This is a genomic window from [Rhizobium] kunmingense (genome assembly GCF_977018605.1).
The window spans coordinates 2,977,672-3,003,648 of record NZ_CDRNXG010000001.1; the positions used below are offsets into that span (position 1 = coordinate 2,977,672).

Annotated in this window: 23 protein-coding genes; 11 read left to right on the forward strand and 12 right to left on the reverse strand. The window is 62.0% G+C overall.

The features are described 5' to 3' along the window. Positions 1-21: 21 nt before the first annotated feature. From AC0JZ4_RS14435 to AC0JZ4_RS14455, 5 genes are all read right to left on the reverse strand, one after another. The gene (locus tag AC0JZ4_RS14435; RefSeq protein WP_471887052.1) at positions 22-1,773 is read right to left on the reverse strand and encodes a sensor domain-containing protein; all 1,752 of its coding nucleotides are present in this window, start codon (positions 1,771-1,773) and stop codon (positions 22-24) included. 121 nt (positions 1,774-1,894) lie between these two features. Beyond that, a complete protein-coding gene (locus tag AC0JZ4_RS14440) occupies positions 1,895-2,449 on the reverse strand; it encodes an RBBP9/YdeN family alpha/beta hydrolase (protein WP_471887053.1) in 555 nt (184 codons plus the stop codon). A 31-nt stretch (positions 2,450-2,480) separates the two neighbouring features. After that, complete coding sequence (gene purB / locus AC0JZ4_RS14445; RefSeq protein WP_471887054.1) at positions 2,481-3,788, reverse strand: adenylosuccinate lyase; 1,308 nt, start codon at positions 3,786-3,788, stop codon at positions 2,481-2,483. A gap of 163 nt (positions 3,789-3,951) precedes the next feature. Continuing rightward, positions 3,952-4,620 (reverse strand): ribulose-phosphate 3-epimerase, encoded by a 669-nt coding sequence (rpe, locus tag AC0JZ4_RS14450; protein WP_471887055.1) that lies wholly within the window; start codon positions 4,618-4,620, stop codon positions 3,952-3,954. 112 nt (positions 4,621-4,732) lie between these two features. Beyond that, entirely contained in the window at positions 4,733-5,836 is a 1,104-nt protein-coding gene (locus AC0JZ4_RS14455) for an ABC transporter substrate-binding protein (RefSeq protein ID WP_471887056.1), read from the reverse strand. Between the two features lie 197 nt (positions 5,837-6,033). Here AC0JZ4_RS14455 and AC0JZ4_RS14460 point away from each other — a divergent pair, with 197 nt between their 5' ends. The 4 genes from AC0JZ4_RS14460 to AC0JZ4_RS14475 are packed head-to-tail and all read left to right on the forward strand — an operon-like array spanning position 6,034 to position 9,056. Further along, complete coding sequence (locus AC0JZ4_RS14460) at positions 6,034-6,360, forward strand: XdhC family protein (RefSeq protein WP_471887057.1); 327 nt, start codon at positions 6,034-6,036, stop codon at positions 6,358-6,360. Continuing rightward, positions 6,360-7,064, forward strand: coding sequence for an XdhC family protein (locus AC0JZ4_RS14465; RefSeq protein ID WP_471887058.1), 705 nt, complete (start codon positions 6,360-6,362; stop codon positions 7,062-7,064). Before AC0JZ4_RS14460 ends, AC0JZ4_RS14465 begins: the two co-directional genes overlap by 1 nt. Next, a complete protein-coding gene (locus AC0JZ4_RS14470) occupies positions 7,061-8,719 on the forward strand; it encodes an NTP transferase domain-containing protein (protein ID WP_471887059.1) in 1,659 nt (552 codons plus the stop codon). The genes AC0JZ4_RS14465 and AC0JZ4_RS14470 overlap by 4 nt, the downstream gene beginning before the upstream one ends. A gap of 10 nt (positions 8,720-8,729) precedes the next feature. Next, positions 8,730-9,056, forward strand: a complete 327-nt coding sequence (locus tag AC0JZ4_RS14475) for a TfoX/Sxy family protein (protein ID WP_471887060.1) — start codon at positions 8,730-8,732, stop codon at positions 9,054-9,056. A gap of 197 nt (positions 9,057-9,253) precedes the next feature. Here AC0JZ4_RS14475 and AC0JZ4_RS14480 read toward each other — a convergent pair whose 3' ends face one another. From AC0JZ4_RS14480 to AC0JZ4_RS14490, 3 genes are all read right to left on the reverse strand, one after another. Next, positions 9,254-9,685, reverse strand: coding sequence for an NUDIX domain-containing protein (locus AC0JZ4_RS14480; protein ID WP_471887061.1), 432 nt, complete (start codon positions 9,683-9,685; stop codon positions 9,254-9,256). Then, positions 9,682-11,208: a DEAD/DEAH box helicase gene (locus AC0JZ4_RS14485; RefSeq protein WP_471887062.1), complete on the reverse strand. Its 1,527-nt coding sequence runs from the start codon at positions 11,206-11,208 to the stop codon at positions 9,682-9,684. The genes AC0JZ4_RS14480 and AC0JZ4_RS14485 overlap by 4 nt, the downstream gene beginning before the upstream one ends. Before the next feature lie 178 nt (positions 11,209-11,386). Then, positions 11,387-12,715, reverse strand: coding sequence for a peptidoglycan DD-metalloendopeptidase family protein (locus AC0JZ4_RS14490; protein WP_471887063.1), 1,329 nt, complete (start codon positions 12,713-12,715; stop codon positions 11,387-11,389). A gap of 221 nt (positions 12,716-12,936) precedes the next feature. Here AC0JZ4_RS14490 and tyrS point away from each other — a divergent pair, with 221 nt between their 5' ends. Next, positions 12,937-14,190 carry a tyrosine--tRNA ligase gene (gene tyrS / locus AC0JZ4_RS14495; RefSeq protein ID WP_471887064.1) on the forward strand — a complete coding sequence of 418 codons (1,254 nt, stop codon included), beginning with the start codon at positions 12,937-12,939 and terminating at the stop codon, positions 14,188-14,190. A gap of 88 nt (positions 14,191-14,278) precedes the next feature. On the opposite strand, the gene AC0JZ4_RS14500 is transcribed toward tyrS, so the two are convergent. Then, positions 14,279-17,686 carry a YhdP family protein gene (locus tag AC0JZ4_RS14500; RefSeq protein ID WP_471887065.1) on the reverse strand — a complete coding sequence of 1,136 codons (3,408 nt, stop codon included), beginning with the start codon at positions 17,684-17,686 and terminating at the stop codon, positions 14,279-14,281. Between the two features lie 112 nt (positions 17,687-17,798). Between AC0JZ4_RS14500 and bcp the strand changes: the two genes are divergently transcribed. Beyond that, a complete protein-coding gene (gene bcp, locus AC0JZ4_RS14505; protein WP_471887066.1) occupies positions 17,799-18,266 on the forward strand; it encodes a thioredoxin-dependent thiol peroxidase in 468 nt (155 codons plus the stop codon). Positions 18,267-18,341: 75 nt separating this feature from the next. Here the strand turns inward: bcp and AC0JZ4_RS14510 are convergent, their stop codons facing one another. Continuing rightward, positions 18,342-18,968: a TerC family protein gene (locus tag AC0JZ4_RS14510; RefSeq protein ID WP_471887067.1), complete on the reverse strand. Its 627-nt coding sequence runs from the start codon at positions 18,966-18,968 to the stop codon at positions 18,342-18,344. A gap of 316 nt (positions 18,969-19,284) precedes the next feature. On the opposite strand from AC0JZ4_RS14510, the gene msuE reads away from it, so the two are divergent. Both msuE and AC0JZ4_RS14520 read left to right on the forward strand, forming a co-directional pair. Beyond that, positions 19,285-19,818, forward strand: a complete 534-nt coding sequence (gene msuE / locus AC0JZ4_RS14515; RefSeq protein WP_471887068.1) for an FMN reductase — start codon at positions 19,285-19,287, stop codon at positions 19,816-19,818. A gap of 54 nt (positions 19,819-19,872) precedes the next feature. Then, positions 19,873-20,367, forward strand: coding sequence for a heme-degrading domain-containing protein (locus tag AC0JZ4_RS14520; RefSeq protein ID WP_471887069.1), 495 nt, complete (start codon positions 19,873-19,875; stop codon positions 20,365-20,367). A gap of 109 nt (positions 20,368-20,476) precedes the next feature. Here the strand turns inward: AC0JZ4_RS14520 and AC0JZ4_RS14525 are convergent, their stop codons facing one another. Beyond that, entirely contained in the window at positions 20,477-20,728 is a 252-nt protein-coding gene (locus AC0JZ4_RS14525) for a GlsB/YeaQ/YmgE family stress response membrane protein (RefSeq protein ID WP_471887070.1), read from the reverse strand. A gap of 150 nt (positions 20,729-20,878) precedes the next feature. Here AC0JZ4_RS14525 and AC0JZ4_RS14530 point away from each other — a divergent pair, with 150 nt between their 5' ends. Next, on the forward strand, positions 20,879-23,344 hold the full coding sequence (locus tag AC0JZ4_RS14530) for a mechanosensitive ion channel domain-containing protein (RefSeq protein ID WP_471887071.1): 2,466 nt from the start codon (positions 20,879-20,881) through the stop codon (positions 23,342-23,344). Positions 23,345-23,583: 239 nt separating this feature from the next. Then, on the forward strand, positions 23,584-24,432 hold the full coding sequence (locus AC0JZ4_RS14535; protein ID WP_471887072.1) for a response regulator: 849 nt from the start codon (positions 23,584-23,586) through the stop codon (positions 24,430-24,432). 66 nt (positions 24,433-24,498) lie between these two features. Here AC0JZ4_RS14535 and AC0JZ4_RS14540 read toward each other — a convergent pair whose 3' ends face one another. Continuing rightward, on the reverse strand, positions 24,499-25,383 hold the full coding sequence (locus tag AC0JZ4_RS14540; protein WP_471887073.1) for an SDR family oxidoreductase: 885 nt from the start codon (positions 25,381-25,383) through the stop codon (positions 24,499-24,501). Positions 25,384-25,520: 137 nt separating this feature from the next. On the opposite strand from AC0JZ4_RS14540, the gene AC0JZ4_RS14545 reads away from it, so the two are divergent. Then, a complete protein-coding gene (locus AC0JZ4_RS14545; RefSeq protein WP_471887074.1) occupies positions 25,521-25,928 on the forward strand; it encodes a winged helix-turn-helix transcriptional regulator in 408 nt (135 codons plus the stop codon). The last annotated feature ends 49 nt before the right edge of the window (positions 25,929-25,977 follow it).

Consider the following 25,977-nt stretch of genomic DNA (forward strand, 5'->3'; position numbering starts at 1 on the left):
AAAGCTGCTTCGCCTGGCGACCTATGCTTCCTTTGCGAAGAAGACACAGCGATTGCGGCCCTGCTGCTTGGCCTCGTAAAGAGCGATATCCGAGTTGCGCAGCAGCTGGCGGATCTCGATATCTCCGCCGTGGGCGGTGGCGACGCCGATGCTGGCGCCGATATGGCACGGTCGGCCCTCGTAGAGGCAGGGTTCGCATATGGCTTCGATCATGCGGGCCGCAACATCCGGCAAAGGCTCCTGGTCACCGTCGAGGCGCGAAACGACGATGAATTCATCGCCGCCGACGCGGGCGATGAAATCCTCCTTGCGCAGCGTGTCACGCAGCATGTTGGCGGCATGCAGCAGCATCGTGTCGCCGGCATCGTGGCCGAGCGTGTCGTTGACCTGCTTGAAGCGGTCGAGATCGACATGCAGGATGGCGATGCCCGAGCCGTCGCGCCGGCACTGCGCGCTCATCCGCTGCAGCATGTCGTCGAGATAGCGGCGGTTCGGCAGTTCCGTCAGGTAGTCGTGCATCGCCGTATGCTCGATGCGATCCCTGGCGATTTCCAGCTCGTGTGCACGCGCCTCGGCAAGCGTCTTGGCCCGTTCCAGTTCCCGATGCAGGCCGACGTCTTCGGTCACGTCCCAGTTGGCGCCGATCGTGACGTTGTGGCCGCTGGCGTCGAGGAAGGATGTGGTGCGGGCGCGGATGATGCGTTCGGCGCCGTCGCGCAGCCTGACGCGGAACTGCTCGGCGAAACGGGTGCCGTCACGCGCCTGATCGTCGAGCTTTCGGGTCATCTCCTCGGCATCGTCGGGATGGAGGAATGTCTCCCACAGACCGCCGACGCGGACGTCCTCGCGCGTCGGAAGCCCGTAGATGCGGTACATCCGGTCATCCCAGTCGACGATGCCGGTGGTGAGGTCGCATTCATAGGTGCCGACATCGGAGATTTCGAGCGCCATTTCCAGCCGTTTGGCAAGACGGGCCACAGCCTCCTCGGCAAGCTTGCGCTCGGTGACGTCGGTATCTGTGCCGACGATACGGGTCGGCTTGCCGGTCTCGTCCCAGGCGATACAGTCGCCGCGGCATTCGATCCACATCCAGTGGCCGTCCTTGTGGCGCTCCCGGTATTCGAAGACGGCGTAGTTGATATCCCCGGCGTTCTGTCGCTCGACGCAGTGGATGACATGGTCGCGATCGTCGGGATGCAGCGTGTCGATCCATGCGGCCGTGCTTTCCGGCAAGGGATCGTCCAGCGACATGCCGCGGATGCGACGCCAGGTCGGCGAATAGTATTTCTGGCCGGTCGCCCAGTTGTGGTCCCAAACACCGGTGAGCGAGCTGACAAGCGCGCTATTCCAGCGGTTCTCGCGATCCGTCAGTTCCGCGATTTCGGCCCGAAGCGGGGTGATGTCGGTGAACAGCGCGGCGGTGAACGGCCCGCCGCAGGACTGTTCGGAGGCCGGCGTCAGGCTGACGTCGACCCAGCGGATCTCGCCGTCACCGGCGGTCAGGCGGATTTGTATCCGTTCGGTGACCTCTGAGGCGTGGTCGCGCAATCTGGCGTGAAAGCCGTATCGGTCCTCTGGATGGATCAGGTTGGTCAGCCGTCCGGCATGCGGGCCGCACCACGCGCGCTCGAAGGCGGCATTCAAATGGAAGACGTTGCCCTCCTGGTCGATCAATGCGACCGGAAAGGGCATGGCATCATATACGGCGATCAAAGACCCGAGATCCTCGGGTGGCGCCATGGCGGCGCCGGCATGCGCAAGGTTCAATGGCATCACGTCGCCCAGGCTGGCAAAGGTGATGTAATTTAGCGATTGCAAATTAAGTTAGACTTAAAATTGCCATTCGAAGTCGATGCGAAGATGCCGGGCCGCGTGGCCCGGCAGGGCCGTTTTGTCAGGCCTTCAATTTCGCAAGGAACTGGGCGAAAACCATGGTTCCTTCCGGCCAGGGGCCGTGGCCGGATTCGGCGTTTATGTGGCCGGATTCGCCGGCGTCGACGAGTAGCGACCCCCAGGCATTGGTAATGTCGCCGGCATGTTCGTAGGAGCCGAACGGATCGTTGCGGCTGGCGATGGTGAGTGCCGGGAAGGGGAGCGGATCGCGCGGGTATGGGCCGAAGGTCATCAGGTGCTTGGGCCTGATCTTCGGGTTTTCCAGTTCCGGTGGCGCAACGAAGAATGCGCCGGCCACCGGCTTCTTGAAATGCGGGATCGCATGCACGACGCTCGGCACGCCGAGCGAATGGGCGACGAGGACGACCGGCCGCGTCGAGGCGTTGACCTCCTCGACGACGCGATCGACCCAGTCGTTCCTGACCGGTTTTGCCCATTCGGCCTGCTCCACCCGGCGGGCCGTTGCGAGCTTCTGCTCCCAACGGGTCTGCCAGTGGGCGGGGCCGGAATTGGTGTAACCGGGAACGATGAGGATATCGGCTTCTGACGCTTTCATGCCGCCTATCTGTGCTTTCGTGCCGTCAATATCAAGCTTCGCCGAAGACGCGTGTGAAGATCGTGTCGACGTGCTTGGTGTGGTAGCCGAGATCGAACTTTTCGCGGATCTCTTCCTCGGAAAGTGCTGCCCGCACTTCCTCGTCGGCGAGCAATTCCTCGAGGAAATCGGCGCCGCGTTCCCACACCTTCATGGCGTTACGCTGCACGAGGCGATAGCTGTCCTCGCGAGAAACGCCAGCCTGCGTGAGTGCCAGAAGGACGCGCTGGCTCATTACCAGGCCCTTGAACTTGTTCATGTTCTTCAACATGTTCTCGGGGTAGATGACGAGCTTTTCGACAACACCTGCAAGGCGATGCAGCGCAAAGTCGAGGGTGACGGTCGTGTCCGGGCCGATGGCGCGCTCGACGCTCGAATGGCTGATGTCACGCTCGTGCCACAGGGCCACGTTTTCCATCGCCGGGACGACCGACATGCGCACGAGGCGCGACAGGCCGGTAAGGTTTTCGGTCAAGACCGGGTTGCGCTTGTGCGGCATGGCCGACGAACCCTTCTGGCCCGGCGAGAAGAACTCTTCGGCTTCCAGAACTTCGGTGCGCTGCATGTGGCGGATTTCGATCGCGACGTTTTCGATCGACGAGGCGATGACGCCGAGTGTGGCGAAATACATGGCATGACGGTCACGCGGGATGACCTGGGTCGAGACCGGCTCGGCCTTCAGGCCCATGGCGGCGGCGACATGCTCCTCGACGCGCGGGTCGATATTGGCGAAGGTGCCGACGGCGCCGGAAATGGCGCAGGTGGCGATCTCTTCGCGGGCGGACAGAAGACGCGTCTTGTTACGGTCCATCTCGGCATAGAAGCGGGCGAAGGTGAGGCCCATCGTCGTCGGCTCGGCATGGATGCCGTGGCTGCGGCCGATGCGCACCGTGTTCTTGTGCTCGAAGGCGCGGGTCTTCAGGGCCGCCAGAACGCGGTCCATGCCGGCCAGCAGGATGTCGGTGGCACGCACGAGCTGGACGTTGAGCGTCGTGTCGAGAACGTCGGACGAGGTCATGCCCTGGTGGACGAAGCGCGAATCCGGGCCGATGAATTCGGCAAGATGGGTGAGGAAGGCGATGACGTCATGCTTGGTGACGGCCTCGATCTCGTCGATGCGGGCCACGTCGAATTCGGCCTTGCCGCCCTTTTCCCAGATCGTTTCGGCTGCCGACTTCGGAATGACGCCGATCGCGGCAAGCGCATCGCAGGCATGCGCCTCGATTTCGAACCAGATGCGGAACTTGGTTTCGGGCGACCAGATGGCGACCATTTCCGGTCGGGAGTAGCGGGGGATCATGGGCAGCTCGCTTGGCTAATGAAAGTTGCCGCCGCTCTATCAAGAACAGCGGCAAAGCTCAATGTTTTACGAATAAAGGTGGGGGTTTAGGGAGGACGGTGGGATTTTGACGATAAGAAAGGGTTACGCCCACGCAATCGCGGGCGCCTCAACCTTTCAAGGATCAGGCCTTGGCCGCCGCAACCAAAGCCGCGATATTGGCCTGATAGGCGGATTTCTCACCGCCCTTGTAGACGGCCGAGCCGGCGACGAAGACGTTGGCGCCGGCCTTGTGGGCGGCGCCGATCGTTTCCGTGGTGATGCCGCCATCGACTTCCAGTTCGATCGGCCGGTCACCGATCAGAGACTTGATGGCGGCGATCTTGTCGAGCGCCGAGGGAATGAATTTCTGGCCGCCGAAGCCGGGATTGACGCTCATCACCAGGATGAGGTCGACATCGTCGAGCACGTTCTCAAGAACCGAAACAGGGGTTGCGGGATTGAGCGTGACGCCGACCTTCTTGCCGAGCGCGCGGATCGTCTGCAGCGAGCGATGCAGATGCGCACCGGCTTCCGCATGCACGGTGATGCCGTCACAGCCGGCCTTGGCGAAGGCTTCGAGATAGGGATCGGCAGGCGCGATCATCAGGTGGCAGTCGAAGAAGGCGTCGGTATAGGGGCGCAGCGACTTGATGACATCCGGGCCGAAGGAGATGTTGGGGACGAAATGGCCGTCCATGACATCGAGATGCACCCAGTCGGCACCTGCATCGATGACATCCTTCACCTCCTGGCCGAGTTTTGAAAAATCGGAGGCGAGAATGGAGGGAGCGATGCGAAGCGGCAGGGTCATGGGTGGCGTGTCTCCTTTGGTTGCCGGCCAGTAGCATTGCAAAAGGCCGGCTGCAATCGTTGCGCGGTGTCAGGCACCAGGTCCCGGGTACCAAATGCCGGCCGGCGACGCGCTATTCCGTGGATGTGGCGGGCGCGACGAATTCGCTGCCGCGCCATTCCAGCAGGCGGTAGGGATTGTCTGCAAGTTCATGGGCGTTTGAAAAGCCGATCTCACCGATCACGGTCTGGAAACGCTCGCTGAGAAGCGCAGCCAGGATAGCCTTTGGATCGCCATCGCCACGCGCTGCGGCCTGGCCGGCAATCTGCACGGCGGCATAGGCCGGCAGGGCCAGACCTTCCGGTTCGATGTCGCGTGTGACGAGGGTGGCGGCGATCGTTGCCGCATCCGGCACGGTGCGGTATTCCGGCAAGGTTACGGCAAGCGTTGCGTCGCGCAAGGGGACGGGCCGGTTGGCCGCACGCATCGCATCGCCGCCGAGCAGGGTGAGGGCGACATTTTCCTGCCCCGCGTCACGGGCGATGACGGCTACATCGTTGCGGTCCGCGCCGATCAGAACATGTGTCGCGCCGGCCTTCTGCAGGCGGCGTACGAGCGCGATCTGCTGTTCCTGTCCAGGGCGCAGCGTATCGGTGAAGACCGGCCTGATGCCGAGCGGCTCAAGTCTCTGGCGCACGGCGCTGACTAGTTCCCGGCCATAGATCGTACCGTCGTCGACGAAAGCGATCGCGCCGGCTTTCCAGCGCGCGATGATTGCTTCGGCAACCGCGTCTGCCTCTGCCGTCTCGGATGGCGCCATGCGCACGAGCGGCCAGCCGTTGCGTAACGCGTCCTCCATCAGGATGCGGGAGCGCACGGACAGGGTGAGGGCGGGGATGTTGGCTGCAGCCAGCGCCGGCATGGCGGCGGTCAGCGTCTCGACGCAGAGAAAGCCGATGGCGATTTCCGCCTGCGCCTCGACGAGCATCTTGGCCGCTTCCGTTCCGCCGGCTTCCTCGCAGTTCTCGTTGATCTCGACGATCGTGTCGCCGGTTGCCGCGGCGGCAGCCTTGGCGCCGTCGAGAACCTGCGCGCCGAGCAAGGCATAGGGGCCGGCCCTAGGCGCAACGACGCCGATCGTGGCGCCATCGGCCTCAACCGCCGTCGCGCCGAGGCCGGCGCCGAAACCGGCGGTGGAGATCAGCAGCAGGGCGATGGCGGAGCGCAGGGACGGCATGCTTTTCCTTAAGGATCTGTTCGCGTCACATTTAACCGCAGCAGTGGCAGCGTCAAAGTCTTTCCCGTCCGCTGCAGCAGATAACAGCGGGATTGCACGAACTGGTGATGCAAATTTCGGATTTTTCATCTGGCAAATCTGCGGAACTCGTATCATTTGAAGCGGATCACCCTCCGTTTTCGCCAGAAGGACGTTTCATGAAGCCTGCCAGACCATTGGACCCGTTATTGACGGCACAGGACTGGGTCGATGCCGGACGGCAGGTCGCGATCGCCACGGTGATGGAGACATGGGGGTCGGCACCAAGGCCGGCCGGCAGCCATCTGGTCATCGATGCGGATGGCAATTTCGAAGGCTCCGTCTCCGGCGGCTGCGTCGAGGGTGCGGTGATTGCCGAGGCCGTCGACGTGATCGGCTCGGGCGAACCGAAAATGCTGGAATTCGGCGTTGCCGACGAAACGGCGTGGCGCGTCGGGCTTTCCTGCGGCGGGCGCATCCGCGTCTATGTCGAAAGGCTTGGCTGATGCGGATAGACTGTCTGATCAGACTGAATTCCGCGCGTTCCGCGCGCAAGGGCGCGGTGGCGGTAACGGCGCTTGCGACCGGCGAGACGCGCGTCGTGCTGGAGGACGAGATTACCGGCGACCTCTATGCTGAAGCGATTGCGGGCGCGATGCGCAGCGGCAAGGCGACCAATATCGAGACGGGCGAGGGCGCAGTCTTCCTCAATCCACACCTTCCGCCGCCGCGGATCGTCGCGATCGGCGCGGTTCACATCACCCAGGCGCTGGCGCAGATGGCGCCGGTCTGCGGCTACGATATCACGATCATCGATCCGCGCACGGCCTTTGCCACGGAAGAGCGTTTTTCCGGTGTGCGGCTTGCTGCCGACTGGCCGCAGGATGTGCTGCTTACCGAGCCGCTGGACCGCTATACGGCACTCGCCGCGGTGACCCATGATCCGAAGATCGACGACTTTCCGCTGGCGGAGGCACTGAAGGCCGGATGCTTCTATGTCGGTGCGCTCGGCAGCCGCAAGACCCATGCGAAACGCGTCGAGCGGTTGACCGAAATGGGCTGTCTGCCTGAGGATATCACCCGGATCGCCGCGCCGATCGGGCTCGATATCGGTGCAGCAAGCCCGGCCGAGATCGCGCTTGCGACCCTGGCGCAGATCGTCGAGGCCTTTCGCATGCGTCCCGTAACTGATGTGCGGATGCCCCGATGAAGTTCGGCAGTTTTCCGCTTCAAGACGCTGAAGGCATAACGCTTGCGCATGCGATAAGACTACCCGCGAGGCGGCTTGCCAAGGGTTCGGTCCTGTCGTCTGAGGATGTCGCGGATCTGGCGTTGCAGGGCGTTGACTCGGTCATCGGCGTCAAACTCGATGCGGACGATGTGGCAGAGGATGACGCGGCGGCACGGATCGCGGCCGTGCTCGATATCTCGCGGTTACGGCTTTCGGAAGCCTCGACCGGACGCGTCAATGTCTATGCGCTGGAGAGCGGGCTTTTCGTCGCCGACAGGCAGGTGGTCGATGCGATGAACCGGATCGATCCCGCCATCACGCTTGCCTGCCTCGCCGACCGCGTTGCCGTGCAGGCCGGCGACATGGTAGCGACGATCAAGATCATTCCGCTCGCCGTGCCGCGCGCAAGCGTGGAGAAAGCCGCCGCGTCGCTTTCCGGCAGGCCGCCTTTCGGGCTGAAGCCGTTCCATCCCCGGTCGGTGACATTGATCGCCACCCAGTTGCCGTCGCTGAAGTCCTCTGTCATGGACAAGACCGTAAAGACGCTTGGCCAGAGATTGGCGAAATACGGTAGCCGGATAATAAATGAAATCCGTATCGGACACGATGTGGAGGCGATTCGTTCGGCCATAGAGGGCTTCGCGGCAAGCCGAAACGATGAGCCGGCTATGGTTGTCATCTTCGGGGCGTCGGCAGTGGCCGATGCCGACGATGTTCTGCCGGCCGGAATTCGTGCCGCCGGCGGTGTGGTCGATCATATCGGCATGCCGGTCGATCCAGGCAATCTGCTGGTTCTGGGGCGAATAGGCGACGTACCCGTCATCGGTGCGCCGGGCTGCGCCCGGTCGCCGAAGGAAAACGGCTTCGACTGGATTCTGGATCGGATCATGGCCGGTGAAACGCCGACACCGGACGACATCGCCGGATTGGGTGTGGGAGGTCTGTTGATGGAGATTGCCACGAGGCCGCAGCCGCGTGATGCGGATGCGCGCGGCGAGGGGCCGGTGAGGGTGGCCGCGGTCCTACTCGCCGCCGGACAGGCGCGGCGCATGCGAGTGGATGAACACGGGAGCGAAGGGGTGATATGGCCGCACAAGCTTCTCGCCGAATTCGACGGCAAGCCGCTGGTGCGTCGCTCTGCCGAAATGCTGCTTTCATCCGATCTATCCTCGGTGATTGCCGTGACCGGGCATCGGCGGGAAGAGGTGGAGGCGGCGCTGTCCGGTCTCGACCTCTGTCTTGAATACAATCCCGACTATTCCGGCGGCATGGCAAGTTCGCTGGTCCGCGGCTTCAGGCGCCACGAGGCCGCAGCCGCCGACGGTGTTCTCGTCATGCTGGCAGACATGCCGGCGGTGACGGTCAGGGACGTCAACAGCCTGGTTTCCGCCTTCCGCGAGGCGGGCGGAGAGGCAATCATCCGCTCCGTCCATGGTGGAAAACGCGGCAATCCGATCATCCTGCCGCGGGAGGCCTTCGCGGCCGTGCTGCGCCTCGAAGGCGACATTGGTGCAAGGGCGATTATCGAAAATTCGGGATTGCCGGTTATCGATGTCGACATCGGCCCTGCAGCGCATATCGATGTCGATACGCAGGAATCGGTCATTTCGGCCGGTGGTGTGTTGAAGGCGTGAGGGACCGGTGATGGACGATGCTGCGATCGAGGAAATCTTCGAGGGACTGGGGCCGGTCTCGATCCGCCGCATGTTCGGCGGCAAGGGCATCTATCATCACGGGCTGATCATCGCGCTAGATCTCGGCGACGAGGTCCTTCTCAAGGCGGATGACAAGAGCCGTGCTGCATTCGTTGAGGCGGGCGCGCGGCAATGGTCGTATGAGGGCAAGAAGGGCCGGCCGGTGCTGATGCCCTATTGGTCGATCCCCGAGGACGCCTTCGACGATCCCGACCAGATGCGCCTTTGGGTCGCCATGGCCTATGAGGCGGCGGTTCGTGCCGAACGTGCCAAGTAAGCAGGTTTGACGACACGCAAGTGCTAGATTTCGCGTATTGCCGACAATCAAGCTGAGCGAGTATCGTGTTTCTCGTAATGGGGGATGTGGTTCAGTCTAGGCTGAGCCGACGACAGCATCCGGTTTGTTAGACTCGATTTTCATCAAGATCGCCGTCCTGCGCCGCCAGGGCGGCTTTTTTGTCGGGCGTCCCGACCTTATCTCGTCTTCGTCTGCAATGCTTCGAAGGCTGCTTTCGAAAAGACAGATAGCGGCTGGGGTGGCGCGCTGATATCGACCCAGGTGAGATCGGAATGCTTGTCCGGCTCCGTCAATGTCGGCTCGCCGGCAAAATCCTCGGTGACGTATATAAGCGAGATCCAGTGCTGGCCTTCCTCGTCGAGAATGCCTTCCACGACGCAGAGAAACTCGACCTTGCCGATCCGCAGCCCGGTTTCCTCTTCCGCCTCGCGGCGTGCCGAAACAGCCGCGCGCTCCATCATGTCGACCTTGCCGCCGACAATGTTCCAGTATCCCGCTTCCGGCGCCTTGAGGCGGCGGCACATCAAGACCCTGCCGTCGGCCCGACGAATGATCAGGCCGACGCCGATTCCGGGAAAGTCCCGGCCGGGGATGATGGAGGAATTCACTTCGCCGCGTTGGCGACGATCAGCATGAAGGCCGGAATGTCGTCGCCGAATCCGACCGGGGTCGGGCCGTCGTCGTGGTCGCGGTAGCGGCGACGATCACGGTTGTCGTTGTTGGCCGGGCTTGGGCTAGGGCTCGGGCGGCGGTCGCGGTTGCCGTTATTGGCAGACTGTTCGCGCTTGTCGCCGCGGCGGTCCGACTTCCTGTTATCCTGCACTGCTGCTTCCACGATTGTCTCTTCCGCGACTGTCTGTTTATCTTCCACTGCAACAACCGGCTCGGACCGTACGCCACGGCTGCGATCGCGATCCTTGTCGCGTTCCCGGCCACGCTCGCGACCACCCTTGCGGCCACGATCCTTGCTCTCATGGCTTTCCATCGGAGCCGGCAGGGCGGTAAGGTCGCCGCTCAGCCATTCGATGTTTTCGCCGATCAGCTTTTCGATCGCGTCGAGATACTTGGTGTCGGAACGTGTCACCATTGTGAACGCCTTGCCCGAACGGCCGGCGCGGCCGGTGCGGCCGATGCGGTGGACGTAGTCCTCCGCGTGGATCGGAATGTCGAAGTTGAAGACATGGCTGACATCGGGAATGTCGAGGCCGCGTGCAGCGACATCGGAAGCCACGAGAAGCTTGATATTGTTGTCCTTGAAGTTCGCCAGCATGGTCGTGCGCGAACGCTGGTCCATGTCGCCATGCAGCGCGCCGACCGAGAAGCCGTGACGCTCAAGCGAGCGGAATAGGTCGGCGACATCCTTCTTGCGGTTGCAGAAGATGATGCCGTTCTTCAGGTCGTCCTGCGCGTTGATGAGATCGCGCAGAACCGCGCGTTTCTCATAATCCTTGGCGTGAGCGGCAACGAGGCGCTGCGTCACGGTCTTGGCGGTCGAGGACGGCTTGGCGACTTCGATGCGTTCCGGGTTCTGCAGGAAGCGGTCTGCCAGCTTCTGGATTTCCGGCGGCATGGTGGCCGAAAAGAACAGCGTCTGGCGGGTGAACGGGATCATCTTGGCGATGCGTTCGATATCCGGGATGAAGCCCATGTCGAGCATGCGGTCGGCTTCGTCGATCACGAGGATCTCGACACCCGTCATCAGAAGCTTGCCGCGCTCGCAATGATCGAGCAGGCGGCCGGGAGTGCAGATAAGCACGTCAGCGCCGCGCTCCAGCTTGCGTTCCTGATCTTCGAACGACACGCCGCCGATCAGCAGCGCCACGTTAAGCTTGTGATTCTTTCCGTACTTCTCGAAATTCTCGGCGACCTGCGCCGCGAGTTCGCGGGTTGGTTCGAGAATAAGGGTGCGGGGCATGCGGGCCCGCGCGCGACCTTTTTCGAGCAGCGTCAGCATCGGAAGAACGAAGGATGCTGTCTTGCCCGTACCCGTCTGGGCGATACCGCAGATATCCCGCCGCTGCAGGGCGTGCGGGATTGCTCCAGCCTGGATCGGGGTCGGTATCGAGTAGCCGGCAGCGGTGACGGCGTCGAGGACTTTCTGGCTCAGGCCAAGATCAGCAAAAGTGGTCAAAGGAAATACGATTCCATTTCGTTCGGGAAGAACTTGTTCCGTCGCGGCTTAATAAATGAGGCGACAACAGGGCGCGACATATGACCAAATCCCCCGAAAGTCAAGGAAACCAAGACTAGGGCTCGCGTTTTTGGTGAATGAAAAGGCCTTGAGACTACCGAGGTCCTGTCAGGAGGGCTTACTTCAGGTAGGCGGCCAGTTTCTGGCCGGCATTGAGGAAGTGCATGGGATCGACGGGCTGGCCGTTGCGCCTGACCTCATAATGGACATGCGGGCCTGTGGAGCGCCCCGTGGAGCCGGCCTTGCCGATGACGTCGCCGGCCGCAACCTCGTCCCCTACATTGACGAGGATGCGCGACAGATGACCGTAGCGGGTCGAAATGCCACGGCCATGGTCGACTTCGACCATGTTGCCGTAGCCACCGGCCGGTCCGGCCGCAACGACCTTGCCGGAGCCGGTTGTCTTGACGGCGTCGCCGGTCCTTGCCTCGAAATCGACGCCTGCATGCAGCGCGAGGCGGCCGAGAAACGGATCGACGCGATTGCCGTAACGGCTGGTCACCGACTGGCCTGGCGCAGGGTTGGCGAAGGGCATGGCGCGTGCCGTTTCGCGAACGGTTTCAAGGCGCGTCAGGGCTATATCCAGCTCATCGATCGACGTGTCGAAACGGTTGGCGGATTGTTCTGGCTCCATATACGGGCCACCGACGCCGTTTGCGTCGTCGAAGGACGGACGGAAGGCGACATTGATGCCGCTGCGGCGCAGGATATGGGTGATGGCATCGGCCGTATCGGACGCGCCCGTCGTCAGGTTGGCGATCTTGGCGAGCTGCTGACTTTCCAGCGCCTTCAGCGACAGCGTGACCTTGGAGAAAAGCGTGTCCGCCCGGTCCGCCGCTCCTTCGCGGAGGCTGGTGGCGGCAAGGGCTGAGCCGATATCGAGCGGCGCTGGCTTTTCATGGGTGCCGCCGATCAGTTTGGCGATGGCCGCGGTACCGCCGGTCATTGAGGCTCTGCGACCGTCCTCGACGGGGGCGAATGCCGGTATGCTGCCGGTTGTCGGTGCAAGTTCCGGGGTATCCGTCTGTTCCGGCGAGATGCCGGATTCCTGCGCACGGTCGAGCAGGTTGCCGAGCTTTCCGTGGCGCGAGAAAAGCGCGTTCTGTTGCTCAAGCAGCTTCTCTACCTTCTTTTCCACCACCTGCTGGTCGAGCAGCTGACGGGACGTGATGCGGTCGAGCTGAGCCCGCAACGCCGCGATGCGGTCCTCGTAGTCATGCTGAATGCGCGCCTGCCGTGCGATGGTCGCGCCGATCAGGTCGTCGCGAATGACGAGATAGGAGGTCGCACCGAGATAGCCTACCATCGCCAGGCCGGCGAGGCTGAAGCCCAGCGCCAGCATCCACGGGCGGATCGTCATATGACGGAGCGTTTCGCCGCTTGCCAGAATGAGGACGTGATTCTGTGCCCGTTTTCCAAAAACCTTGTTTTCGGCGCGTTGGGCCACGTTCTGCTGCTCCTGGAAACGACTCTGGCATTCGATGCTTGCTGGACGCGATTACACATCCTTAAGGTTAACGAATGCTTGATTGTCGCATCTCTTCTGCGCACCGGCGCATCCCGCCGGAGCGATCGCTGCGGGATGATGCTCACTTTTGGAGTGATTATCGCAAAGAAGGGTGCTAGAGGCGGCCTTCCACCGTCAGAAAACATCGACAGAGTAGAGAGATGTCCAGGTTCAAGTCCGATTTCCTCCGTACGCTCGACGAGCGCGGCTTCATTCACCAGATCTCCGACGAGGCGGGTCTCGACGAACTGTTCGCCAAGGAAACCGTGACGGCCTATATCGGCTTCGACCCGACGGCACCTTCGCTGCATGCGGGTGGTCTCATCCAGATCATGATGCTGCACTGGATGCAGCAGACGGGCCACCAGCCGATTTCCTTGATGGGCGGCGGCACCGGCATGGTCGGCGACCCGTCCTTCAAGGACGATGCCCGTCAGCTGATGACGATCGACACGATCGAAAGCAACATCGCCTCCATCAAGCGCGTCTTCGCCAATTACCTTTCCTACGGGGAGGGCCCGAAGGATGCCATGATGATCAATAACGGCGACTGGCTGCGCGACATCAACTACCTTGAATTCCTGCGCGATGTCGGCCGTCACTTCTCGGTCAACCGCATGCTGTCCTTCGACAGCGTCAAGACGCGCCTCGACCGCGAACAGTCGCTGTCCTTCCTCGAATTCAACTACATGATCCTGCAGGCCTACGATTTCGTCGAACTGAACAAGCGCTACGGCTGCCGACTGCAGATGGGCGGCTCGGACCAGTGGGGCAATATCATCAACGGCATCGACCTCGGCCATCGCATGGGAACCGAGCAGCTATACGCGCTGACCTCGCCGCTGCTGACGACCTCTTCGGGCGCCAAGATGGGAAAATCGCTGAATGGTGCCGTCTGGCTGAACCCCGACATGCTCTCGGCCTACGACTTCTGGCAATACTGGCGCAACACCGAGGACGCCGACGTTTCGCGTTTCCTGAAGCTCTACACGACGCTGCCGATGGACGAGATCGCAAGGCTTTCGGCGCTTGGCGGCTCCGAGATCAACGAGGTCAAGAAAATCCTCGCGACCGAAGTGACAGCCATGCTGCATGGTCGCGGCAACGCCGAGCAGGCGGCCGAGACGGCGCGCAAGACCTTCGAGGAGGGCGCGCTCGCCGATAATCTGCCGTCGATCGATATTGCCGCGGGCGAGCTGGAGGCAGGCGTTGGCCTGCTGGCGCTGATCGTCAAGGCGGGTCTTGCCGCGTCGAACGGCGAGGCGCGCCGGCATGTTCAGGGCGGTGCAGTGCGCATCAACGACGTTGCGATCTCCGACGAACGCAAGGTGATCGGTTCCGGCGAGATCACAGCCGATGGCGTGATCAAGCTTTCCCTCGGCAAGAAGAAGCACATTCTGGTTCGCCCGGCCTGATCAGCCAACGCTATCAGCCAGCATACATCAAAAGCCGCGCCGGGTTTCCGGGGCGGCTTTTTGCTGCCGGAAGGATCAAGGACTGCGGTTACTGGAACTCGAAGATCTGGCGGAAGACACCCGGTGCGATCAGCGATAGCGGGTTGACTGCAAGTCGCGGTGCGTCGAACGGGCCCTGAAGCTTGAACGTGATGCCCAGCAGGCCGCGATCGCGGCCATTGCCGAGGATGGCGCCGATCAGCGGCAGTTCGCCGAACAGCCGGTTGAGGCCATAGGCCGGCATGAATGTGCCTGTCAGGTCCATGTCGCCGTTCTTGTCGCGCAGCGCGCCCTGGAAGGTGGCGCCGATCTGCTCACCGCGGACGACGCCATTGGCGATAAGCAGCGTTCCGTCGCGGTAGGCGAGGCCAGCAAAACCGCGCTGGAAGCGGGCCGAGGACACGTCGATATCGCGCTTGACGGCCGAGTTGAGGCTGCGCCCGTCATTGCCGACCGGCGTCGAGACGAGCGACTGCAGCCGCTGTTCGTTGTTGAGCGAGAAGCTCCTGATATCGAGCGAACCGACCCAGTCATTGCCCTGCGCGCGCAGCCTGAGGTTCAGCAGGCCGCCGTTGAGATTGTCGTAGATATCGGAAAACCGGGCGAGCGCGCCTGCGTCGCTGCTGGTCACGGTGATCGTTTCCCCGCGCGTCATCTGGGTGACGAGCGCCTGACCGCTGCCGGTTACGGCGGTCAGATCGGCGCGCGATATGGCGGAGCCGTTGGTGGAGAAATCCAGCTGCACGTTCGACAGCGATTCGTCGTTGAAGCCGATGGCGCGGTCGATCCGGCCACGCAGGCTGACGCCGGCGCCATCGCTGCCGCCGTCCGATGACTTGGCTCCGCTGCCGGAACGCAAGCGGGTGATCACCGGGCGGATATCGACACTCGATCCGCTGACGGCGACATCGTAACTGTTTCTGGCGCGCTTGATGCTGACGGCATAGTCGTCGGCCGGTGACAGTTTGACCTGCGAAAGATTGGCCGAGGTCAGCGCGCCGGCTGCCAGCTGAATGGTGCCGCGGGCGCCGAAACTCTCGCCGCTCAACTGGAAATCCTCTAGCGTCATGGCGCGGTTTTCACCGGTGACGGCATTGAACGCCGCCTTGGCGCCGATGCCGCTACCCTTGGTCCAGCCGAGCCATGGCACGGTGAGCGCTGCACGCGATAGATCCAGCCCCACCGCCTGACGCTTGTCGTCGATCCTGGTGATCTCGGCGGTGATCTGGCCGTCGACCAGTTCGGAAAGGCCGGGGACGAGCTTGTCGCGCTGGGTGTTGTTGAGCGTGGCCTTGATAACCTGCTCGGCTTTCACGCCGGCCGTCTTGTCGATCGGTTGGACAACGGTGAATTCGGCCGGGATATCGTCGAGCGCGCCCTTGGCGGAGAGCCGGGCTGACCGATTGTCGATATCGAGCGTGCCATTGAGGCCGCCGATCCTGTGGCCCTGCATGTCTTTGGCCAGGTTGACGCCGTCGAGCCGGACGGCCGCGTTCCATACCGGGCGCGGCGGCTTGTGATCGTTGATAAGCCCGAACCGTGCGGTCACATCAGCGCTTGCCTTGCCGGAAAAGTCGCCGGGCGCGAAGTCCGTGCCTCTCAATGCGTTGATCGGTGCGAAACTGGCCAGCTCGGTGATCGCGTCGGCATTGCCGGAAAGCTTGAGCGCAATGTCGGCCATCAGCGGGCGGGCATAGGTGGAGGGAATGCTGAAACGACTGCCCCTGGCGACGGATACGACACGGCCTGAAGGTGCGAACGTCGCCGCCTGATCGACATCGACGGCGAGTTTCTCACCGCGAAGCGAGAATTTTCCGGCGATATCGCGCAGCGGCGGCACGTCTCCGGGAAGGTTGAGGCGCGCGTCGGCAATGCCGAAACTGATCTGCAACTCGCTTTCGCCGAGGTTCATCGGCATGCCCGGTCCGCGCATGCGGCCGGCCGGAATGAAAACCGCCATCGTGCCGTTGCTGACCGTTCCACCGAAGAGGTTCTGCATGATCCATTCACGCGGCCTGCGGGCCATCCAGAACGGCCACATCTGCTTGACGCCGGTGACCTGCATCTGCGGGATTTGGCCGCCGAAGCTGATTTCCGGCGACCTGTCGCCGAAGCGGACCTTGAGCGATGCCGCCATGCGGCCGAGCGGGCTGGCAAGGCCCATCTCGTCGAATTCGAGCTGCCTGTCAGCGGCAAGATAGCGGCCGGTCGCCTTGAGGTCGAAGTGAGCCGGTTCCTCTCCCTCCGAGCCGCCGACGGCCGTGCCGCCGCTGACCAGAAGGTCGAGACCGAAGCCGATGCGGCTGTCTGCGGCATCCAGACGGTTGAGGTCGATCACGGCGCCGGTGAAAGGCAGGACGGTGGGCCCGAAGCGCGCCTCCGATTTCAGGATCTCGACGGAGTTCTTGTCGAAGTTATAGGCGATGTTGATGGTGGCGCCGCTGAACGTCTGCTGGATGCCGTCGAAATAGAAATGGCCGGGCGCATTGGTCAGCGTCGCCTGCATCGCGGGCTTCTGTGCTTCGCCGCGCGAGCGCGAGGCATTGAGATCGAGGTCGAGCGAGCTTTCCAGCCCCTCGCGGGGGGCGCCGCTTTCCATCCGCTGAAGCAGGAAAGGCGTCACTTCCAGATCGGAGAGTTTTGCCGAGAGTGCAGCGGTGACGCCCTCGACGGTGCGTGAGGTGGCCGTAAGGCTTGCATGGCGGCCGTTGACGGTGATCGTGCCGTTGACGCCGATTTCCCCATCATCCGTGCGGGCAAGTTCAAGATCGGTGATTTCGAGTGCCGTCGGCGTTCTGCCGGGCGGTGCGGGCAGGACGATCTGGATGCCGGCGAGGCGAATTGCTGCCGTGCCTGTCCGCTCGATCAGCCCGCGCGCCTCGTCGAGGCGCTGGAATGCCTGCTCCAGCAGTTGCGGCAGGGCATCGACGCGCACCTTGGAGAAGGCGATCGGATCGCCCTGCGGCAGTTGCGCGGTTTCCAGGCGGATCGACTGTGCGGCGATGCTGTTGATGGAGATTCGGCCGCCGAGCAGAGCCAATGGATCGACCGCCATGCGCAATACGCCGGTGCGGCTCAGATGCTGACCGGTGGCGCGCTCGACGATATCGACGTCGCGTGCTTCTATGGCGAGGCGGAAGTCGGTATCGAACCGGATGGCCGTCGAGCCGACGGTGGAAACATAGCGCGGCCCGATGGCGTTGTTGAGGGCGGTCTGGGCGCGATTCGTCAGCGCGCCGTCGACGATGCCGCCTTCGATGGCAAACACGGCGCTGCCGATCGCCACAAGAACCAGCACGACGAACAGGCCGACCATCTTGCAGGCGCGGAAAGTGTGGCTGCGATGCGGCGGGCAATGGACGATGATCGGGTCTTCGGCCTGGGCGGACGGGTAGTCGTGCAGGGGAACGATATCGTTCTTCCCGAAGCTTACCTTCTCTCCTCGAATTTCCGCCATTCAGTGAAGAACTCGTCCTTATGCATCCACAGGTGATCTGGACGCCTCTCCGGCCTGTATATACCCATGGCGGCAACCATCACTCAAGATACTGGCGAAAGAAAGGAAAACGATGGCTGAACTCAAAATTGGCGCAAAGGCGTCCGATTTCGACCTTCCGGGCAACGGCGGCAGCAGGATTTCGCTTGCCGATTACAAGGGAAAGGCGCTCGTTCTCTATTTCTACCCAAAGGACGATACGCCGGGCTGCACGACGGAGGCGATCGCTTTTTCACAGCTTCTTGCGGAATTCGAAAAACTCGGTGCGGCGGTTGTCGGGATTTCGGCCGACAGCGTCAAGAAGCACGACAATTTCGTCGCCAAGCGGGAGCTGACGGTGGCGCTAGGATCGGACGAGGACACGGTTGTCTGCCAGCGCTACGGCGTCTGGAAAGAAAAGAGCATGTACGGCAAGACCTATATGGGGATCGAGCGCTCGACGTTTTTAATCGACCGCGACGGAAAGATCGCCGGGATCTGGCCGAAGGTGAAGGTCGCCGGCCATGCCGAAGAGGTGCTGGAGGCGGTAAGGGCGCTCTGACGGCGCTATCCGAACGACGGGCGGCGAGCGATAAGGCCCGCCGCCCGGCATTGCTGATTGTTCAGTGCTTTCGACTCAGGCCGCGTTGATGAGCGGCAGGACCTCGACGGCGCCGTGATAAATCATCGTCGCTGCGACATAGACGATCACGGCAAGGCCGGCATAGGCGATCCAGCGATGGCGATTGAGCAGGCCGGCGACGAAATTAGCAGCCAGTCCCATCAGCGCGATCGAAAAGACCAGGCCGACGATCAGGATGGTCGTATGGTCCTGGGCTGCGCCCGCCACCGCGAGCACGTTGTCCAGCGACATCGAGACGTCGGCGATAATGATCTGGGTGGCGGCCTGAAAAAAGGTCTTTTCCTTGCGCTTTCCGTCTGCATGCGTGTCGGCGGCACCGTGTGCGTCTTCCGGCGACTGGCGCAGTTCCGTCCACATCTTCCAGCAGACCCAGGCGAGCAGCAGTCCGCCGATGAGCTGCAGACCGACGATGCCGAGAAGGTAGGAGGCAATCGCCGCAAACACGATCCTCAATATGGTCGCTGCCGCGATGCCGAAGATGATCGCCTTCTTGCGCTGATGGGCGGGAAGGCCGGCGGTGGCGAGGCCGATGACGATGGCATTGTCGCCCGACAGGACGAGATCGATCATGATGACCTGAGCGAATGCTGCAAGGCCGGCTAAAGTGAGGAATTCCGTCATTCTTGACCTGTCTGGATTGGGGCGACCTGAAAATGGATTGGGGCCGGAGATCATCCGGAGGACGTCGGCGATGCCGCGACAGCCATGCTGGGCTGCACCATCAACTTTTCGTCATCCGTAGTCCTCGCGGCCCGCCAAGGCAAGCGCAAGACGAGCGTGGCGGGACCGTTGTTTTTCACTTTTCGGCGACGCCTGTCTGGCGGAGCCGCCGAGGATGATCTTTCGCGAACGCCGCCAAGATGATAGGTCGGACGGGATAACCGCGTTGATTGATCCGATCCGACGAACGGAACGCCTGAGTGAACGGAATTCTGGAATGACGAAACTGAAATTGGTCGGCCTTGCAGGAAGCCATAGCCGGCCATCCAAGACTTTCTCACTGGTCGATCAGGTGGCGGAATTGGCCTGCGCCCGCTACGGGCTTGCAAAAGCGGTCTATGATCTCAACGATGTCGGCCCGTCTCTCGGTGCCGCCAAGTCTCAGGCCGATCTCGACGCCGATGCAGCCGCGGTGATTTCGGCGCTGGTCGACGCAGATATTATCGTCATCGGCTCGCCCACCTACAAGGGCAGCTATCCGGGCATGTTCAAGCATTTTATCGATCTGATCGATCCCGAGCAGTTGCGTGGCAAGCCGGTCCTGATCACGGCGACCGGCGGGGGCGAGCGGCATGCGCTGATGGTGGAGCACCAGATGCGGCCGCTGTTCGGCTTTTTCATGGCCCATACAATCCCGACTGCGATCTATGCGTCCGACCGCGATTTCTCAGGCTATCAGGTCGCTTCGCCAGCGCTTCGGGAACGTATCGGCTTTGCGGTCGAGGAACTCTCTGCTTTCACGGCCCGGTGACTTGAGGGGTTTTGGGGTATTGATGCGCTAGGACAGCGTGTTGGGGAGGGATCCATGTCGATCGAAGAGGATATCGCCCGCATCGCCGAGCAGGAGCGCGTACTCGTGTTCCAGCGTTTCGATGCGGATGCGGCGTGGGAACTCGGTAGTCGCCTGCGGCAGATCGCCGGCCGGCAGGCGCTGCCGGTGGCCATCGACATCACCCTGCATGCGATGCCGGTGTTTTACACGGCGCTCGACGGATCGACCGCCGACAATGCGCGCTGGGTTCGCCGCAAGCGTAATGTCACGCTGCATTTTTTCCAGTCCAGCTACCGTATCGGCCGCATGCTTGCGGCGCAGGATGCTACGCTCGAGGCGAAATTCGGGCTTTCCGATGCCGATTACGCCGCCCATGGCGGCAGTTTTCCGATCATGGTCGGGGGTGCGGGCTGCATCGGCGCCGTGACGCTTTCCGGCCTGCCGCAGCGCATGGATCATGCGATCGTTGTCGAGGCGCTAGCCGATATGCTGGGCCATGATCCAGCCGCGATCGCATTGCCGGCGTAAGGTCGAACACTCTCTCTGAATTCACGAGATCGCGGCTTTTGCGCTGCATTCAACGTAAAATGGCGCCGGTTGGCGCCATTTCCTCATCGTCTCGATATGATCGGTTCGGTCAGCGCCGGAAGGCGCGGGCAACCGCGATGAGAATGCAGGCGCCGATGAAGCCCGCGATCAGGTAGCCGATCCAGCCGCCGAGCACTATGCCGAACACACCGAGCAGCGCATTGGCGATGATGGCACCGACGATGCCGAGAATGATGTTCATGAAGATGCCCATGTCGCTCTTCATGAATTTTTCTGCCAGCCAGCCGGCAATACCGCCGATGATGATGGCTGCGAACCAGCCGATTCCTGCTTCTTCCATTGCCTTACCCCTTTTGGTGAATTGCGCTTAGGTAACGCACACAATTGTTCCAGGGTTCCGCCGTATTTGTGCAAGTCTGCAACATTCCTTTTCTTTGCCCAGAACTGTCCCTATTTTGCGGCGCGACTCGGTTAACCAGAAGAGAGACCATTGGCCTCCACCATATTCAGAAGCCTCTCGCAGGCCCGTTTTCTCGCTGCAGCCTTCATGACACTTGCCATTCTCGCCGGCGCCTTCGGTGTGTCCGGGAATGCGCAGGCGCAGGCTTTCGCCGCGCCGCCGGCCGCAGGCGCCGCCGATGTGACGGCGGATTCGATCAATATCGAGATGAAAGACAAGCTGCAGTCGATGCGGCAGCAACTCGAAGGGTTCCGCACCACGGTTCAGGAGGCGGCCGACGACGATTCGCGGCTGGCCGACGTCAGGGTGAAGGCGGAAGCGATCATCGAGGAGATGCGTGTCGCGTCCGACGCGATGAAATCCCGCATCGACCAGATCCAGGGGCGGTTGACCAGTCTTGGCGAGCCGCCGGCATCCGGCCAGCCGCCCGAGGCGCCGGCCGTCGCCGAGGAACGCTCCAAGCTGCAAAACGAGCGTTCCGAACTCAGCCTCATCGCCGACGATGCCGGCAGTCTTTCGAATGGTGCGACGCAGCTTGCCAACTCGATCACGACGCTGCGCCGCAACCTGTTTGCCCAGACGCTTTTCAAGCATACCGAACTGTCGCCAGAACTGTTCGTCGATGCCGGCAACGCCTTCGTCACCGAAGTGCATAACTTCAACGCGACGATCGGCAGCTGGATGGGCTTCGTCTGGCGCTTCAAGGCCTGGTCGCTCATAGGCGCCATCGTGCTCTCCGTCGGGGCGGGCTTTCTTTTCCTGTCGGGTGGCTATCGCCTGTTCGGCCGCTTCGTCACCCGCAGCGGCGACGGCGAACCCGCCTATATGAAGCGGCTGTCGTACACGTTCTGGTCGACGGTGCTGCAGAGCGTCTCCTTTGCCGCATTCCTGATTGCTTCCTACCTCTTCCTCGAAGGCTTCAATGTCCTGAGACCGGATGTGGCGCCGATCATCGCAACCTTCTTCGGTTTCATCTGGTTCCTGCATTTCGTCTGGAACCTCACCTATGCGGCGCTTTCGCCGGACGAGCCGGCATGGCGCCTGGTGAAGATCACCAACCGCGGCGCGCGGCTGCTGAGCCTGGCGATCATCGCCATGGCGGTCGTCAACGGGCTTGATTATCTTCTCGGAGCCGTCAGCGAGGCGCTCAACTCGCCGCTCGTGCTGACCATCGCCAAGAGCCTGCTTGCATCGGTCATCATCGGCATCATCCTGCTCTGCATCTCGTTCATCAGGCCGGTCGTGGCCGAGGGCGAGGATGTCTCGGGGCAGGGGCGGCCGTGGCCGCGTTCGCTGGCGATCCTGTTCAGGATCATGGGCGGGCTGCTTCTGCTCAGCGTCGTTGCCGGATATGTCGGGCTTGCCCGCTTTGCCTCGACGCAGATCGTTCTGACCGGTGCGGTCGTCGCGCTCATCTATATCGGCATTCTCTCCGGCAAGGCGATTTCCAAGCGTGGGGCATTCAACGACACGCTTCTGGGACGTCGGCTGGTCGAACGCTACAGGTTCGGCGAAATCGGGCTTGATCAGGCGGGGCTGTTTGTCGGTCTTGCCCTCTATGCGTTTGCGCTGGCACTCGGCATTCCGCTGATCCTGATCACCTGGGGCTTCCAGGTCAGCGATATCGAATCCTGGGTCGTCAACTTCTTCACCGAATTCCGCATCGGCAATATTTCCATCTCGATCGTCGGCATCTTCGGCGGCGTGCTTCTGTTCGCGCTGGGCTACACGGTCACCCGCTGGGTGCAGAAATGGGTCGACGGCAATGTCATGGCGCGTAGCCAGGTCGATGTCGGCGTCCGCAATTCGGTCAAGACCGGTATCGGCTATCTCGGGCTTGGCCTTGCCGCCATCATCGGCGTGTCGGCGGCGGGCATCAATCTCTCCAACCTCGCCCTCGTCGCCTCGGCCCTGTCGGTCGGTATCGGTTTCGGTCTGCAGAACATCGTGTCGAACTTCGTGTCCGGCCTGATCCTGCTCGTCGAGCGACCGTTCAAGGTGGGCGACCATGTGGTGACGGGAACGACGGAAGGCATCGTCAAGCGCATCTCCGTGCGCGCGACAGAAATCGAGACGTTCCGACAGCAGGCGATCGTCGTGCCGAATTCCGATCTCATCAACGCGCCGGTCGGCAACTGGACGCTGAAGAACCGCATCCAGCGGCAGGAGATCAAGGTTTCGGTCAGCTATGATTCCGATCCCGAACAGGTGATCGCGATTCTGATGGACATCGTCGAGCAGGTGCCGGAAATCCTGCGCAATCCCGGTCCGCATGTCGACTTCCTCGCGTTCGGCGGCTCGTCGCTCGATTTCGAGCTGCGCTTCCATCTCGCCGACATGGGCGACGGCATCCGCATCCGCAACGGCGTACGCATCGAGATCCTCAAGCGCTTCCGCAAGGAAGGGGTGGAGATCCCGTTCCCGCGTTCCGAAGTCGTCTATCACCAGGGACTGCCGATCCCGCCAGCAGAGGACGACGTGCGCGGCGGCGCATGACACAGGGAAGACGACAAGAACATGGATGACGAGAAAGGCGGCCGGATGCAGTCGCCTTTTCCATTCGCACACTCAAGTATCGTTAAGCATGCAAGTGCGCATTTGATTGACCTATTTTGCCGATTTGTACCGACACGATCCCGTAATGCTGCAGGCGCTTCCCCGTCGATTAACGCTTCCGCAAGTCGGCTAAAGTAAAAGCCGGTGCAGGGGTTATTCTTTATTGGTAAGGGGCAAAAATGACATTCCTCGGCATTTCCGGGATGCAGTATTCCGGCGAGTCACTCGGCAATTTCCGTATCCTCCTGGCAGAGGATTCCAATGTCTTTACATCCATGGTCGGCAAGCGGATGAAGGAACTCTTCGGTATCGACGTGGAGATCTGCCGCAATTTCGAAGACCTGCAGCTTGCCTATGACCGATCGAGCGATCCGATCACGCTGGCGATCTCGAACATCAATCTGCCGGGCGCGGAAAACGGCGAGGCGCTCGAATATCTGATCGACCTGTCGATCCCGACGATCGTCTTCACCGGCACATTCCATCAGGAAACCCGCGACAAGCTTCTGTCGAAGGATATCGTCGACTACATTCTGAAGGACAACGTCTTTGCCGTCGACATGCTGGCGGAATCGGTCTGCCGTTTCCTCACCAACCATCGCCACCACGTATTGATCGTTGACGACAGCCCGACGGCGCGTGCATTGCTGTCGAGCCGCCTGAAGCGCTACAATTTCCGCGTCAGCATCGCGGAGAGCGGCGCCAAGGCGCTGGAACTGCTCAAGCAGAACAAGGATATCGGCCTCGTCATCACCGACTACAACATGCCCGATATCGACGGTTTCGAACTGACGCGGCGGGTGCGCTCGGTACGCGGTTCGCATGAATTGCGCATCATCGGCGTTTCGTCCTCGTCGGACCGCCTGCTGTCGGCGCGCTTCCTCAAGGCCGGCGGCAACGACTTCATGCTGCGGCCGTTCATCGACGAGGAATTCTATTGCCGCGTCAATCAGAACCTCGATACGCTGATCCAGATCCGTTCGATGCGCTCCGGCCGTGCGGCTGACGCCATTAGGGACGTTGCCTAGGCCTCGGTCTCTACACGCAGAGTTTGCAATGCCGCCCCATCCGGGCGGCATTGCCTTTTTAGGCTGTCAGCCAATCAGCGCATCACGCTTGGCGACGAGGAAGTCGGCAAGCGGTGTCGGCTTTTCACCGGTCAGTGATGCGTAGTCGTCGGTGACGATGTCGAAATTGCCTGCCGCGATATTGGCGTCGGCCGATACCAGCATTTTCACGAGGAAATCGGGCAGGCCGGCCGCGGTCATGCCGCCGGCGAGCTGTTCTGTGTCGACCTGTACGACATTCAGGGGCTTGCCCGTGGCCGAGGTCACGAGGGCGGCGACTTCTGCGGCGTTGAATGTCTCCGCGCCGGTGAGCGTCAGCGTCGTGCTGCCAGCCGGCGGATTGGCGAGGGCTGCGGCGGCCGCGCGGGCGCAGTCGTCACGGCTGATATTGGAGACACGGCCTTCGCCTTGCGCCGTGTACCAGGTGCCGGTTTCCAGATTGTGCGGCATCGACATGAGGTAGTTGTCGTCATACCAGGCATTGCGCAGGATCGTGTAGGGCAGGCCTGTCGCCTTGATCGCCTCTTCGGTGCCGAGATGATCGGGCGCGAAGGACACCAGCGATTTGTCCGGGTTCGGCATCGATGTGTAGAGGATGTGCCCGACGCCGGCCTTTGCGGCGGCTGCTACGGCGTTTCTGTGCTGCGTCAGGCGTCCGCCCGGCGTTGCCAGGTCGTCGGTGGAGATGATCAGCACCCGGTCTATGCCTGAAAAGGCTGCGGCAAGCCCTGCTTCGGCGGTGAAATCCGCCTTGCGTGTCTCGATGCCAAGCGCTGCGAGATCCGACAGTTTGGACGGATCGCGGCTGGCCGCGACGATGTCTGATGCTGCGACCTTCGATGTTTCCAGAAGATGGCGAAGGGTTGCGCGGCCAAGCTGTCCGGCGGCGCCGGTGACGAGAAGTCTGGTCATGTCGTGTCCTTTTGTAATGCCGGATGCGCCGGCTGAATGCAGGTCTCAAAAAGAGACTAGCGCTAAAATAGGAATTGACCGTGATCTGTAAAGGAGGCACATTTCCGGCAGATCGTTACCAAAAGGGAACCACCATCATGGACGCGAAGGCACGCAACGCCACACTGTCCGGAGCACCATGCGACATGTCCGGCTGGGATGCGGGCAACTGTCCGGTGCGCGATGTGATGAACCAGATTGCCGGAAAATGGTCGACGCTCATCCTCCAGGCGCTAGCGGAACGGCCCTATCGATTCGGTGAGCTGCGCCGTCTGGTGCCGGACATTTCGCAGCGCATGCTGACGCAGACGCTGCGCGACCTGCAGCGCGACGGCTATATCCACCGCGAAGTGTTTCCGACCAAGCCGCCGAGCGTCGAATACAGCATGACGGATCTGGGCCGCTCGCTGTTTGCGCCGCTGTCGAAAGTGCTGACCTGGGCGGCGGACAATCACGCGGCGGTAAAGGCTGCGCGCACGCGCTTCGACGCAAGCGAACTGGCTTAGGTTCTCCGGTGTAACGGCATGAAAAAAGGGCGGCCCATAGGCCGCCCTT